Source organism: Citreicoccus inhibens (assembly GCF_019039035.1).
In the GTDB taxonomy this organism is placed as follows: Bacteria; Myxococcota; Myxococcia; order Myxococcales; family Myxococcaceae; genus Citreicoccus; species Citreicoccus inhibens.
The window spans coordinates 137,212-150,527 of the sequence record NZ_JAHNZT010000008.1 but is presented as its reverse complement, the minus strand read 5'-3'; the positions used below and the strand labels follow the sequence as shown (position 1 = coordinate 150,527).

Genomic DNA, 13,316 nt, shown 5'->3' with positions numbered 1-13,316 from the left:
CGGACAGGGAGGCGGATGACAGGAAGCGGGTGTCTGACGGGCAGGGGCAGGTATAAGGCGCGGCAATGGCCGTCCGCTTCGAACTGCTCTCCACCGACCCCACCGGCGCCCGCGCGGGCATCCTCCACACCCGGAGGGGCTCGTTCCCCACGCCCATGTTCATGCCGGTGGCCACGCACGCCGGCTTCCGCCACCTGTCCATGGAGGAGGCCAAGGAGGCGGGCGCGATGATCCTCCTGGCGAACACCTACCACCTGATGCTCCGGCCGGGTGCCCAGGTGTTCAAGCGCTTCGGGGGCATCCATCCCTTCATGGGCTGGCAGGGCGGGGTGCTGACCGACTCGGGCGGCTTCCAGATTTTCTCCCTGCCGGAGGACCGGCTCATCACGGAGAAGGGCGCCCACTTCCGCAGCTTCCACGACAACAGCCGCCAGCTCCTCAGCCCTGAGTCGAGCATCGCCATGCAGCAGGCGATCAACTCGGAGATCATGATGGTGCTGGACGTGTGCATCGACTCGCGCACGGACGAGGCGGGCACGCGCGAGGCCATGGAGCGCACCCACCGCTGGGCGGTGCGCAGCCTGGAGGCCAAATCCAAGGTGGACACCGGCCAGGCCCTCTTCGGCATCGTCCAGGGCGGCGTCTTCCCGAACCTGCGCGACGAGAGCGCCGCGTTCCTCACGAAGCTTCCTTTCGACGGGTTCGCCATCGGCGGGCTCGCGGTGGGCGAGACGAAGGCCGAGCGCGAGACGATGACGGCGCGCGCCACCGAGTCCCTCCCGCGCGACAAGCCCCGCTACCTCATGGGCGTGGGCACCCCCACCGACCTCATCGAGGCGGTGCTGCGCGGGGTGGACATGTTCGACTGCATCATCCCCACCAAGATGGCCCAGCAGGGCTACGCCTACACGTTCCAGGGCCTGGTGCGCATCACCCGCTCCGTGTTCCAGCTCTCGGACGAGCCGCTCGACGCGACGTGCGACTGCTACGTCTGCAAGGGGTACACGCGCGGCTATCTCCAGCACCTCATGCGCGGCAAGCACCACCTGGGCTCGCGCATGCTGTCGGTCCACAACGTCCGGCACTACCAGATGCTCATGGCCCGGCTGCGCGCCGGCATCCTCCAGGGCACCTATGCCGAGGTCGCCCGCGAGCTGAAGGCCGCCATCGCCACTCCCAAGGACCTCAAGGACGAGGCGAGTGTTGCAAATGTGACACTCAAGGAAGTCGGCTAAAAGTCGCATATCCAAAATAACCGGCAACGATCGCCTCTCAAGTTCCGATAAACGGGAGAGTCATTTCCCGTTTTCCAGGAGGGGTAGTCATGTCGGTTACTTCCGCTTCCCGAGTTCAGACCAAGACGACCACCACGTTGGGCAAGACCCCGGCCGTGGCCAACAAGACGGCGACCTCTCCGCTGCTCAAGTCGGGCAGTCACGGCGCCAAGGTGTTGGAACTCCAGAAGGAATTGAAGGCGGCGGGCTTCAACCCGGGGCCGCTGGACGGCAAGTTCGGGCCGAAGACGAAGGCGGCCGTGGTGGGTTTCCAGAAAGCCCACCGCTTGACGCAGGACGGCATCGTGGGGCCCAAGACGTGGGGGGCCCTGAAGGGCGACCGGTTCGACCCTGCACACCCGAAGCCGGGCGGCAGCCAGGGCGCGGGGGGCTCCACGGGCGGCAGCCACGGTGCGGGCGGGAGCACGGGCGGCAGCCAGGGCGCGGGGGGCGTCACGCAGCCCTCGAACGCGCCGCAGAGCGAGAAGGTGCAGAAGATGCTGGCCGAGGCGGCCAAGCACATCGGGTTCCACGAGGGCGCGGGCAACGCCAACCCGTTCTCCAAGTTCTTCGGGCGCCCGGGCGAGGCGTGGTGCGCGGACTTCGTGAGCTACGCGGCCACGAAGGCGGGTCTGCACATGAACACGGCGTCCGCCCAGGGCGTGCAGGACGCCATCGCGAAGAAGGGCAACTGGAAGGGCCGCAACAACCCGCAGCCGGGGGACGCCATCACCTTCGATTGGCAGGGCAAGAACGGCCATGCCGACCACGTGGGCCTCGTGGAGAAGGTCTACACCAAGGGCGGCAAGACGTACGTCCAGACCATCGAGGGGAACTCGAGCGACCAGGTGCGCCGCAAGACCTACCTGGCGACGGATCCGGTCATCAAGGGCTACGGGAAGATCACCTGAGCGGCCCGCGCGCCCGTAGAATGGCGCGACATGTTTCCTTCGAAGTCGAGCCCTCCTCGCTGGGGAGGGTGCAGCGCGGGCCCGGCCCAGGTGGCCCTGCGTCATGGCTGAGTCCGAGAATCCCCGCGACGGTGAGTTCGAGCTCGTCACCCTGAGGAATGGCTCCCGCGCCGTGCGGCACCTGGGGCACGGCGAGGTGATGCACCCCTCGGTGGGGCCCTGGAAGGAGGCGCTCGGCCTCTATGTGGATCCACCACGCCTGGCGGACCGCCTTCGCCAGCCTGGAGCCCCCCTGGTCATCCTGGACGTGGGGCTGGGGGCGGCCACCAACGCGGTGGCCGCGCTCACCCGCGCGCGCGAGCTGGGCTCCGAGCGGAGGCGGGAGCTGCACGTCGTCAGCTTCGAGGTGGACCTCGCCCCGTTGCGGCTCGCCCTGGCGGATCCGCAGGGCTTTCCCTTCCTCCAACCGTTCCGCGAGGCCGCCGAGGCCCTCATCCGGGACGGCCGTTGGGAGGAGGACGGACTGCGTTGGGAGCTGAAGCTCGGAGAGGCCCGGGCGTACCTGCGCGGTGTGTTGCCGGTGGCGGACCTGGTGTTCTTCGATCCGTTCTCACCAGCCTCCAACCCGGACATGTGGACCGAGCACGCGCTGGCCGAGGTGCGCCGCCACTGCCGCGAGGAGGGGGAGGGGGCCCTCTTGATGACCTACAGCGCGGCCACCCCCACGCGGGTGACGCTGCTCCTGGCGGGTTTCTACGTGGGTGCGGGGGCCGCCACGGGAACCAAGGGCGAGACGACGGTGGCCTCCACCCGGCTCGAATCCCTGGAAGCCCCCCTCGGGGCCCGGTGGCTGGAGCGTTGGAAGCGCTCCTCCTCCCGAGCCCCGCACGGCGCTGAACTCACGCCCGAGGTCGAGACGCGCCTTCTGGGCCACCCCCAGTGGCGCTGAGGGCCGCCTCGCTGGGCAGCTCGGACCAGCGCACGTGGTAGGTGGCGGACGTACCATCGAACTCCTCGGGGAGCGACACCACGCGCTGCCCGCCGCATAGCTCCACCGCGCGCGCCAGCAGGCCGGCGGCGAACGTGGGCTGATCCGCGAGCACATCGTTCATCCACAGCTCTAGCGACGTGGGGCTCCGCTCAACGATTTTGACCTCACTGAAGTTATTGCCGGCACGAAAGCCCAGTCCCGAGCGCAGCAAGGCTCGGCGCGGTCCCGCGAGGCGAACGACGCCGAGCAGGGCGCGGCCAAAGAACGTCCCGAAGTAGGCGTCCATGAAGCGCTCGCCGAGCGAGTAGTACGCCGCCTCGGCGGGGACGCCTCCGTAGACATGGCCCGCGGCGATGCGCAGGAACTCGCGCCACTGTTCCAGCGTGTAGGCGCGCTCCAACTTTTGATCGAGGTCCAGTCCCGCCCGCCGCAGGTGCTCCCGACACGCGGGAGTCAGGCGGTTCTCGAGGGCGCGAACAAAGAGCGCCTCCACGGTTTGGGCGAAAACGAGCTTCTCTGGATTCATATCGCTCCACCCTACACCGAGCCGCCCATGCGATGCGCCCCCACCGGAGAACTTCCGTTCAGCGGCACTGGATGAGAGTGTCAGGAAGACTGCGGGATGCGGACGGGGCGTGAGGCTCGGGGCGTCCGGGACACACCGGGATTCACACCCGCGGCGCGGGCCACCAGTCCGCGCAGCCACCGGTGGGCCGGGTCGTTCTCGAACCGCTCGTGCCACACCTGCCGGACGTCGAAGGTGCGCAGGGGGATGGGCGGCGGGAAGACGTCGAGGGCGTGGTGGTGCGAGAAGGCCTCCACCATGCGCCGGGGCGCGGTGACGACGCAGTCGGTGCGCTCCAGGATGGCGGGGGTGATGAGGAAGTACGGCAGGCGCAGGGCGATGCGGCGCGACAGGCCGCGCTTGGCCAGCTCCAGGTCCACGATGCCGGGGCCCTGTCCCTGCGGGCTGATGAGGAGGTGGGACAGTTTCAGGTAGGTGTCCAGGTCCAGCCCGCGCCGCACCAGGGGGTGGCCGCGCCGCACCGCGCAGAGGAAGTCCTCGGTGAAGAGCTTCTGCTGGCGCAAGAACGCGGGCGCCTCGTTGTGGGACGGCACCACGGCGAGGTCCACTTCGCCGGTCTCCAGCAGGCTGGGGTAGCTCGCCGTCTCCACGTGCCGCACCATCAGGTCCACTTGGGGCGCCTCGTGGCCGAGCAGGGCCATGGCGGGCGGCAGCATCACCGCGGCGAAGTAGTCCCGCGTGGCCACGGTGAAGCTGCGCACGGCGGTGGCGGGCTCGAAGACGTGCTCGGCGCGCAGCGCGCGTTGCAGCTCCATCAGTCCGTGATGGAGGGGCGCGGTCAGCTGCGAGGCCCTCGGAGTGAGCACCATGCCGCCTCGTCCGCGGATGAGCAGCGGATCCCCCAGGTGCTCGCGCAGGCGCGCCAGCGCGTGGCTCATCGCGGACTGGGTGAGCCCCAATCGCTCGGCCGCCCGCGTGACGTTGACCTCGGCCAACAGTGCGTCGAGTGCCACGAGCAGGTTGAGGTCGATGTCGGTCAGATCCAACTCGCGCGGCTTCTTGGGGGCGGCGCGGGGGCGAGGTGCAGTGGACGCGCGGGCATGCACGGGGCTCATGTCCACATGCGTAGCATGCAGTGGCTTCATGTGCAGCCCGGGGACAGATTGCCGCCATCCCGTCGTTCCTCGGAGGCAGTCATGTCATTCGTCGTCAACACGCCCAACGGCAACATCGGTCGTCCCCTCGTGCAGCGGCTCCTTCAGGCCGGGAAGCGCGTCACCATCATCAGCCGCAAGCCGGAGTCCGTGGCGGATCTGGTGAAGGCGGGCGCGCGGCGGGTGGAGGGTTCGATGGAGGACCGCGCGGTGTTGGATGCGGCCTTCGAGGGCGCGACGGCGCTCTTCTGGCTCAGCCCGCCGCCGAACCGTCCGGACTACGTGGCGTGGTCCGAGGGCGTCGCCCGTGAGGCGGCACGCGCGGCCAGGGCGCATGGCATCGGCCGGGCCGTGGTGCTGTCGAGCGTGGGCGCGCAGAACGGCTCGGGCATCGGGCCCGTCAGCTCCTTGCTCCCGGTGGAGAAGGTGTTCCAGGCGGAGCTTCCGCATGTCTACGCGCTGCGCGCGGGCGTCTTCATGGAGAACCTGCTGCACGATGTGCCTGCGATTGCGCGCACCGGTTCGCTGTTCACCATGATGCCGCCGGAGCGGAAGTTCCCCCTGGTCACGGTGGCGGACATCGCGGCGAAGGCGGCGGAGCTGCTGCAAGACTCCGCGTGGACCGGACATCGCCACGGCGGCGCGCACGGGCCCGAGCACCTGTCGTATCCCGAGGTGGCGGACATCCTCTCCGACGCCCTGGGACGTCCGGTGAAGTACGTGCGGATTCCGGGCGACGGCCTGCGCCAGGCGCTGCTGGGCGTGGGGGCACCCGCGTGGCTCGCGGACGCCATGGTGGAGCTGTACACCGCCGCGGGAGAGGGACGCCTGGACGCCGCCGAGCCTCGCTCGAAGGACACCACCACGCCCACCACGCTGGCTCAGTTCGCGCGCACGGTGCTCCTGCCCGCGGTGGAGAAGGTTGCCCGGGCGGCCTGAACGCGCGCGCGACTGACGACTGGCGTACGAAGCAGACCGCCGGTCGTTGCATCGGTCCGGGGGCATCCGCGAACAAGGGCGAGACCATGGACGAAACGCGCCCTGCCTCGCCCTCGAAGACGGACCCGTCGCTCGACCTGCTGCACGCGCGGAGCCGCCGCCCGCTGGATGTGCTCTTCACGCCGCGCAGCGTGGCGGTGGTGGGCGCCAGCGAGCGCGCGGGGAGCGTGGGGCGCACGGTCCTGTGGAACCTGGTGAGCAGCCCGTTCGGCGGCACGGTCTATCCCATCAACCCCAAGCGCCCGCATGTGCTGGGCATCAAGGCGTGGCCCTCACTGCGGGCGTTGCCGGAGCAGGTGGACCTGGCGGTCATCGTCGTCCCCGCGCCCCAGGTGTTGGACATCGTCCGCGAGTGCGCCGAGCTGGGCGTCCAGGGCGCCATCATCATCTCGGCGGGCTTCAAGGAGACGGGCGAGGCGGGCGCGCGGTTGGAGCGGGACATCCTCCAGGTCGCGCAGTCGGCGCGGCTGCGCATCCTGGGGCCCAACTGTCTGGGCATCATGCGGCCACCGGGTGGGCTCAACGCCACGTTCGCGCGGGGCATGGCGCGGCCGGGCAACGTGGCCTTCATCAGCCAGAGCGGCGCGCTGCTCACCGCCATCTTGGATTGGAGTCAGCGCGAGGCGGTGGGCTTCAGCGCGTTCGTCTCGGTGGGGTCGATGCTGGACGTGGGGTGGGGCGACCTCATCGATTATCTCGCGGATGATCCGATGACGCGCTCCATCCTGCTCTACATGGAGTCCATCGGGGACGCGCGCGCGTTCCTCTCCGCCGCGCGCGAGGTGGCCCTCACCAAGCCCATCATCGTCATCAAGGCGGGGCGAACGGTGCAGGCGGCTCGGGCGGCCACGTCGCACACGGGCTCGCTGGCGGGCAGCGACGAGGTGCTCACCGCCGCGTTCCGCCGCGCGGGCGTGCTGCGCGTGGAGTCCATCGACGACCTCTTCCACATGGCCGAGGTGCTGGCCCGGCAGCCCCGCCCCTCGGGGCGGCGGCTCACGCTGCTCACGAATGCGGGAGGGCCGGGCGTGCTGGCCACGGACGCGCTCGTGTCCGGTGGGGGGGAGCTGGCGGTGCTGTCCGACGACACCCGCGCGAAGCTGGATGCGTTCCTGCCCGCGCAGTGGAGCCGAGGCAACCCGGTGGACATCCTGGGCGACGCGGACCCCGAGCGGTACGCGAAGGCCCTGGAGGTCGCCGGCTCGGATCCGAACAGCGATGGTCTGCTCGTCATCCTCACGCCGCAGGACATGACCGAGCCCACCCAGACCGCGGATCGACTCAAGCCCTATGCGCGACTCACGGATCGCCCGGTGTTGGCGAGCTGGATGGGGGGCTCGGAGGTCGCGGCGGGTGAGCGCATCCTCAACGACGCGGGCATCCCGACGTTCGGCTTCCCGGACACGGCGGCGCGCATCTTCAATTACATGTGGAAGTACACGGACAACCTCGCGGGCCTCTATGAGACGCCCACGCTGGCCGAGGAGCCCACGGGCAGTGGACAGGCGGTGGCGCGCGAGCTGGTCCGCGAGGCCCGCGCCGCGGGCCGGGTGCTGCTGACGGAGTACGAGTCCAAGCAACTGCTCGCGGCCTACGGCATCCCCACGGTGGAGACGTGGCTGGCGAGCAACGAGGACGAGGCCGTGGAGAAGGCCCGTACGCTGGGTTTCCCCGTGGTGCTCAAGCTGCACTCGCGCACGGTGACGCACAAGACGGACGTGGGCGGCGTGAAGCTGGACCTGTGGGACGAGCGGGCCGTGCGCGATGCGTTCGTGGGCATTCGCGAAGCGCTGGCGCAGCGAGGCCTGGGTGACGCGTTCGATGGCGTCACGGTTCAGCCCATGGTGCGGCGCGACGGGGTGGAGCTCATCGTGGGCAGCAGCCTGGACGCGCAGTTCGGGCCGGTGCTGTTGTTCGGAGCAGGGGGCACGTGGGTGGAGGTCTTCAAGGACCGGGCGCTCGGATTGCCACCGTTGAACACCACGCTGGCGCGCCGGCTGATGGAGCGGACGCGAATTCACGAGGCGCTGCGCGGCGTGCGAGGCTCGGCGCCGGTGGACCTGGGGGCGCTGGAGCGGTTGCTCGTGCGCTTCAGTCAGTTGGTCGTCGAGCAGCGCCTCATTCGCGAGCTGGACATCAATCCGCTGCTCGCGTCGTCAGAGCGGCTGGTGGCGCTGGATGCGCGCGTGGTGCTGCACGGCCCAGAGGTCGATGAGGCCACGCTCCCTCCGCTGGTCATCGAGCCCTATCCGCTCCAGTACGTGGGGCGCTTCCGAATGCGAGATGGACAGGACCTGCTCCTGCGTCCCATCCGCCCCGAGGACGAGCCGCGCATGGTGAAGTTCCACCAGACGCTGTCCGAGCAGACCGTGTTCCTGCGCTACGCGGGGCTCATGAAGCTCAGTCAGCGCGTGGCCCACGAGCGGCTCGCGCGAATTTGCTTCATCGACTACGCGAGGGAGATGGCGCTCGTGGCGGAGCAGCGCCCGTCGCTCCGAGAGGCCGGGCCCATCGTGGGGGTGGGGCGGCTGACGCGGTTGCGTGGAACGCAGGACGCGGAGTTCGCCATCACCCTCAGCGATGCGGTGCAGCGGCGGGGCTTGGGGCAAGAGATGCTGCGCCGGCTCGTGGCCATCGGGCGCGACTGGGGATTGCGGCGCATCGTCGCGGACATCCTCGCGCGCAACCACGCGATGCAGCAGGTCAGTCAGGCGCTCGGGTTTCAAATCCTCCCGCACGACGAACTCGCACCGGACATGGTCAAGGCGGTGCTTGTCCTGTGAGCGCAGCGGGTCCGCGCCGCACAGCTCGATTCGGTCGCCGACAGCGGTCCCCCAGCATCAGGCCCTGCTCGCCGCGAGGGCCGCTGCGAGCCCGGGCTTCACAGGTCGATGTGGTAGCGACGGCAGTATTGCTTCACGCGGGGCCGCTCGGAGGAGGGGATTCGCGACCACTGGGCCTTCGCGTTGGCGAGGTCACCTTGGCGGCAGTGCACGCGTGCAATCAACGCGTAGGACGCGCCTGTCACCTGCTTGCGCTGACTCATGCGAATGAGGCGCAGCGCTCCCTCGATGTCGTCGGCGGCCAGGGCTTGCTCCGCCGCCGCGAGGTCCTGGCGCACGGGTTCGCTGATTCGCTCTGCGGCCGCGGGTCGGCTGTTCGGCGTGGTGGAGACGCGAGGTGCTTCCACTCGCGTGGCGACACCGGGTGTCTCCTGCAAGGGATTGCCTGTCGGGACATTCGTCGTGCCGGGTTCGGGCTGCGCGACCTGCGAGGGATGGGCCGGAGGCGCTTCGTGCTCGATGGTTTCGGGCTGTGGCGGCTGCGATGGATTGGCTTGCGGCGCTTCGTTCTGTCCGGGCCCCGGCAGCGCCACCTGCGCGGGATTCTCCTGCAGCGTCTGTGGCTGAGCAGGGTTGCCGTGGGCGTTCTCGCCCGGGCCTGCCCGCGCGCCCGTTGGCGTGGGAGCCGCGGGCGTTGAAGGCGAGCCTGCGCCGTGGGCCGTCGGTGCGACGCGGGGTTCTCCCGCGGTCGCCGAGTCCCCTACGGGGGAGCGCAACCACGCCGCCGCCGCGATGAGCCCGAGCACCCCGGCGGCGACCCAGGGCAGGGCCCGGCGTCGCGCAGTGGCGCGGACTCGGTCGGCGGGCGGCAGCAAGGGGGGGTCGCTGGCGGGGCTGGGGGCCGCGGGCCTCGCGTCCCGAGTGACCGGCGTGGGGGAAGCGGCGGGCGCGACGGGCTCGCTCGGAGGCGCGGCGCGCGGCGTGGTGACGGGCCGGAGCGCGGGAGACGCGGGGGCTCGCAGCTCGAGCGGCGTCCCCGTCAGCTCCGCGATGAAGGTGCTCGCGTCCGCGGGGCGGTCTTCGGGCTTCTTTTGCAGCGCGTGCAGGAGCGCGGCGACGACGGACTCGGGCAACTCGGGCGCGAGCGTGGAGAGGTCCGCGGGCGGCTCGTGCACGATCTGGTACATCAGCTCCGCGACGGAATCTCCCGCGAAGGGGCCTCGCCCGGCGAGCATCTCGTAGACGATGCACCCGAAGGCGAAGAGGTCCGTGCGCGCGTCCACGCTGCTGTTGTGACCCAGGGCTTGCTCGGGAGCCATGTACTGCGGCGTCCCCATCAGCACCGCGTCCAACGTCTGCACCGTCTGCGAGTCGAGAATCTTGGAGATGCCAAAGTCGAGCAGCTTCACCTGCACGGTCACCCGGCCCCCGGCCTCCGTGGGGATGAGGAACACGTTGCCCGGCTTGAGGTCACGGTGGACCACGCCCGCCCGGTGCGCGGCCTGGAGCGCCGAGCCCATCTCGCGCGCCAACACCAGCGTGTCCTGCAAAGGCAGGCGCTTCTGCTTGCGCAGCCGCCGCGAGAGGCTTTCCCCGCGCAGGTACTCCATCACCATGAAGGGACTGCCGTCCTCCAGGGTGTCGAAGTCCAGCACCTCGACGATGTTCGGGTGCGCCAGCCGCGAGGCAATCTCCGCCTCGCGCCGGAACCTCACCGGGATGTCCGCCGGCAATGAGGCCGAGTGGTGGAGAACCTTGATGGCCACCTGCTTGCCCGGCAGCCGCAGGTGCCGCGCCAGGTGCACGGTGCCCATGCCGCCGCGCCCCAGCACCGACTCGATTTCGTAGGTCTGTCGAAGAATCGTTCCACGAGGAAGATCGTCAGCGGTCGATGTAGTCATGGAAGAACGGAATTCTTGCGAAAGCTTGGGTCGCTCTTAACTCGGGACCCACAGCTTGACCAGATGCGTCTGACATGCCCGGCCGGCATTCGTCCACCGTGCGGCATCTGGTGTCCGGAAGGCGTTTTTCCCGGTGGGGCAGGGCGTCCCCGCCTACACTTTTCCTTCTGATGACGGCCCCATCCGACAACCGCGCCCCGCTCGCCGCCCTGCTTCCCCAGCGCGGGGAGCCCCCCCTGGACGCCGACGAAATCCTCAACCGCTTCGTGGGCTACGTGGCCACGAATGGCCTGAGCCTCTATCCCGCGCAGGAGGAGGCCATCCTGGAGTTGCTGGGGGGCAAGCACCTGTTCCTCAAGACGCCGACGGGTTCGGGCAAGTCGCTCGTCGCCACGGCGCTGCACTTCAAGGCCATGGCCGAGGGCAAGGTGTCCTTCTACACCTGTCCCATCAAGGCGCTGGTGAACGAGAAGTTCTTCGCGCTCTCGCACGCGTTCGGCCCGGAGAACGTGGGCATGCTGACCGGCGACGCGAGCATCAACCGCGACGCGCCCATCCTCTGCTGCACGGCGGAGATCCTCGCCAACCTGGCGATGCGCGACGCGAAGGCGCGCGTGGACTACGTGGTGATGGACGAGTTCCATTACTACTCGGACCGCGACCGCGGCGTGGCCTGGCAGATTCCGCTCCTGGCGCTGCCGGACACGACGTTCCTCTTGATGTCCGCCACGCTGGGGGACACGCACGTCATCGAGCAGAGCCTGGAGAAGCTCACCGGCCGCGAGGTGGCGACCGTGCGCAGCGCGCAGCGTCCGGTGCCGCTCGACTTCGACTACCGCGAGACGCCCCTGCACGAGACCTTGCAGGAGCTGGTGAGCCGGGGCCGCTATCCTGTCTACCTGGTGAACTTCACGCAGCGGGCCGCCGCCGAGCAGGCGCAGAACCTGATGAGCGTGGACTTCTGCACCAAGGAGGAGAAGGAGGCCATCCGCCAGGCGCTGCTGGACGCCCAGTTCGACACGCCCTACGGCAAGGACTTCCAGCGCTACCTGCGCCACGGCATCGGCATGCACCACGCCGGCCTGCTGCCCAAGTACCGCCTGCTGGTGGAGAAGCTGGCGCAGAATGGCCTGCTCAAGGTCATCAGCGGCACGGACACGCTGGGCGTGGGCGTGAACATCCCCATCCGCACCGTGCTCTTCACGCAGCTCTTCAAGTTCAACGGCGAGAAGCTCGCCACGTTGAGCGTCCGCGACTTCCAGCAGATCGCCGGCCGCGCGGGCCGCAAGGGGTTCGACACGCAAGGCAGCGTGGTGGCCCAGGCGCCCGAGTACATGATCGAGAACATCCGCCAGTCCGCGAAGGAGGCCGCGGGCAAGAAGAAGTCGCCCAAGGCCAAGCCGCCGCAGAAGGGCTTCGTGCAGTACGACCGCAGCACCTTCGAGCGCCTCCAGACGGGCCTGCCCGAGCCGCTGGAGTCGCGCTTCGAGGTGAGCCACGGCCTGTTGCTCAACCTGCTCCAGAGCGACAAGACGGAGGGCAGCGGCGGCTACCGGCGGCTGGTGCAGCTGGTGATGCGCTCGCACGGCTCGGACTACCTGCGCCGCAAGCACCTGCGCACCGCCGCCTCGCAGTTCCGCACGCTGCGCGCGGCGGGCATCGTCGAGGTGGAGAAGGGCCACGACGGCTCGGGCGGCACGGTGAAGGTGGCTGAGGACCTCCAGCGCGACTTCAGCCTCAACCACACCCTGTCGCTCTACTTGCTGGACACGCTGGAGATGATCGACCCCGCGACGGAGACGTACGCGTTGGACGTCGTGACGCTGGTGGAGTCCATCCTGGAGAATCCAGACGTGGTGCTCTACGCGCAGCTCAACCAGCTCAAGGGCGAGAAGATCCAGGAGCTGAAGGCGCAGGGCGTGGAGTACGACGACCGGATGGAGGAGCTGGAGAAGCTCGAGTGGCCCAAGCCCAATCGAGACTTCATCTACGGCACCTTCAACGCGTTCGCGCGCAAGCACCCGTGGGTGGGCCAGGAGAACATCCGGCCCAAGTCCATCGTGCGCGACATGTTCGAGCGCTTCATGTCCTTCCACGACTACGTGCGCGAGTACGGCCTGCAGCGCAGCGAGGGCGTGCTGCTGCGCTACGTGGGAGACGTCTACAAGACGCTGCTCCAGGCGGTGCCGGAGCGCTTCCGCAACGAGGAGGTGGAGGACATCCTCGACCACCTCCGCGCGACCGTGCGTCAGGTCGACTCCAGCCTCATCGATGAGTGGGAGCGGATGAAGAACCCGGAGGCCGTCATCGAGGCCAAGCCGGTGGTGGACCTGAAGCCCAAGGAGCTCACCGAGGACCCCAAGGCCTTCGCCGCCCGCGTGCGCGAGGAACTGCACCGCCTGCTGCGCGCGCTGGGACAGCGCCGCTACATGGACGCGCTGGGCATGCTCGACAACGCGCTGGGCGAGTGGACCGCGCCCAAGCTGGAGCAGGCCATGGCGCCCTACTTCGAGGAGCACAAGCTGGTGCTCCTCACGCCGCAGGCGCGCAAGCCGGCGCACACGCAGCTCAAGGAGGCGGGGCAGCGCCAGTGGGAGGCGCAGCAGCGCATCATCGATCCGGAGTCCCACGGCGACTGGGTCCTCGACTGTGAGATCGACCTGCGCGGGCGCCGCCTGGATGACGGCCCCATCCTGATGCTCAAGCGGATTGGCGGCGTGTCCGCCTGGACCTGAGCTTCGGGAGTCCGGACCGCGGGGCGCACCGGGCGCCCCGCG

Annotated in this window: 9 protein-coding genes; 6 read left to right on the top strand and 3 right to left on the bottom strand. The window is 69.4% G+C overall.

The window, feature by feature from the left end; translation table 11 throughout:
• Positions 1 to 65 precede the first annotated feature (65 nt).
• The 3 genes from tgt (at position 66) to KRR26_RS12975 (ending at position 3,134) form a co-directional block, all read left to right on the top strand.
• Positions 66 to 1,235 (top strand): tRNA guanosine(34) transglycosylase Tgt, encoded by a 1,170-nt coding sequence (gene tgt / locus KRR26_RS12985; protein WP_217079961.1) that lies wholly within the window; start codon positions 66 to 68, stop codon positions 1,233 to 1,235.
• Positions 1,236 to 1,324: 89 nt separating this feature from the next.
• Positions 1,325 to 2,185 (top strand): peptidoglycan-binding protein, encoded by an 861-nt coding sequence (locus KRR26_RS12980; protein ID WP_217079960.1) that lies wholly within the window; start codon positions 1,325 to 1,327, stop codon positions 2,183 to 2,185.
• Between the two features lie 103 nt (positions 2,186 to 2,288).
• Positions 2,289 to 3,134 carry an MnmC family methyltransferase gene (locus KRR26_RS12975; protein ID WP_217079959.1) on the top strand — a complete coding sequence of 282 codons (846 nt, stop codon included), beginning with the start codon at positions 2,289 to 2,291 and terminating at the stop codon, positions 3,132 to 3,134.
• Here the strand turns inward: KRR26_RS12975 and KRR26_RS12970 are convergent.
• The gene (locus KRR26_RS12970) at positions 3,085 to 3,702 is read right to left on the bottom strand and encodes a DUF2378 family protein (RefSeq protein WP_217079958.1); all 618 of its coding nucleotides are present in this window, start codon (positions 3,700 to 3,702) and stop codon (positions 3,085 to 3,087) included. The two genes, KRR26_RS12975 and KRR26_RS12970, sit on opposite strands and share 50 nt — an antisense overlap.
• 80 nt (positions 3,703 to 3,782) lie before the next feature.
• Entirely contained in the window at positions 3,783 to 4,817 is a 1,035-nt protein-coding gene (locus tag KRR26_RS12965; RefSeq protein ID WP_217079957.1) for a LysR family transcriptional regulator, read from the bottom strand.
• A gap of 81 nt (positions 4,818 to 4,898) precedes the next feature.
• Between KRR26_RS12965 and KRR26_RS12960 the strand changes: the two genes are divergently transcribed.
• Both KRR26_RS12960 and KRR26_RS12955 read left to right on the top strand, forming a co-directional pair.
• Entirely contained in the window at positions 4,899 to 5,795 is an 897-nt protein-coding gene (locus KRR26_RS12960; protein WP_120208826.1) for an NmrA family NAD(P)-binding protein, read from the top strand.
• A gap of 86 nt (positions 5,796 to 5,881) precedes the next feature.
• Positions 5,882 to 8,638, top strand: coding sequence for a bifunctional acetate--CoA ligase family protein/GNAT family N-acetyltransferase (locus KRR26_RS12955; protein ID WP_120208827.1), 2,757 nt, complete (start codon positions 5,882 to 5,884; stop codon positions 8,636 to 8,638).
• A 98-nt stretch (positions 8,639 to 8,736) separates the two neighbouring features.
• Here the strand turns inward: KRR26_RS12955 and KRR26_RS12950 are convergent, their stop codons facing one another.
• Entirely contained in the window at positions 8,737 to 10,539 is a 1,803-nt protein-coding gene (locus tag KRR26_RS12950; RefSeq protein ID WP_217079956.1) for a serine/threonine-protein kinase, read from the bottom strand.
• A 170-nt stretch (positions 10,540 to 10,709) separates the two neighbouring features.
• Between KRR26_RS12950 and KRR26_RS12945 the strand changes: the two genes are divergently transcribed.
• The gene (locus tag KRR26_RS12945) at positions 10,710 to 13,274 is read left to right on the top strand and encodes a DEAD/DEAH box helicase (protein WP_120208831.1); all 2,565 of its coding nucleotides are present in this window, start codon (positions 10,710 to 10,712) and stop codon (positions 13,272 to 13,274) included.
• Positions 13,275 to 13,316 lie beyond the last annotated feature (42 nt).

Coding starts and splice junctions, on each gene's coding strand:
- tgt (WP_217079961.1), top strand. CDS start 66: ATGGCCGTCCGCTTCGAACTGCTCTCCACCGACCCCACCGGCGCCCGC.
- KRR26_RS12980 (WP_217079960.1), top strand. CDS start 1,325: ATGTCGGTTACTTCCGCTTCCCGAGTTCAGACCAAGACGACCACCACG.
- KRR26_RS12975 (WP_217079959.1), top strand. CDS start 2,289: ATGGCTGAGTCCGAGAATCCCCGCGACGGTGAGTTCGAGCTCGTCACC.
- KRR26_RS12970 (WP_217079958.1), bottom strand. CDS start 3,702: ATGAATCCAGAGAAGCTCGTTTTCGCCCAAACCGTGGAGGCGCTCTTT.
- KRR26_RS12965 (WP_217079957.1), bottom strand. CDS start 4,817: ATGAGCCCCGTGCATGCCCGCGCGTCCACTGCACCTCGCCCCCGCGCC.
- KRR26_RS12960 (WP_120208826.1), top strand. CDS start 4,899: ATGTCATTCGTCGTCAACACGCCCAACGGCAACATCGGTCGTCCCCTC.
- KRR26_RS12955 (WP_120208827.1), top strand. CDS start 5,882: ATGGACGAAACGCGCCCTGCCTCGCCCTCGAAGACGGACCCGTCGCTC.
- KRR26_RS12950 (WP_217079956.1), bottom strand. CDS start 10,539: ATGACTACATCGACCGCTGACGATCTTCCTCGTGGAACGATTCTTCGA.
- KRR26_RS12945 (WP_120208831.1), top strand. CDS start 10,710: ATGACGGCCCCATCCGACAACCGCGCCCCGCTCGCCGCCCTGCTTCCC.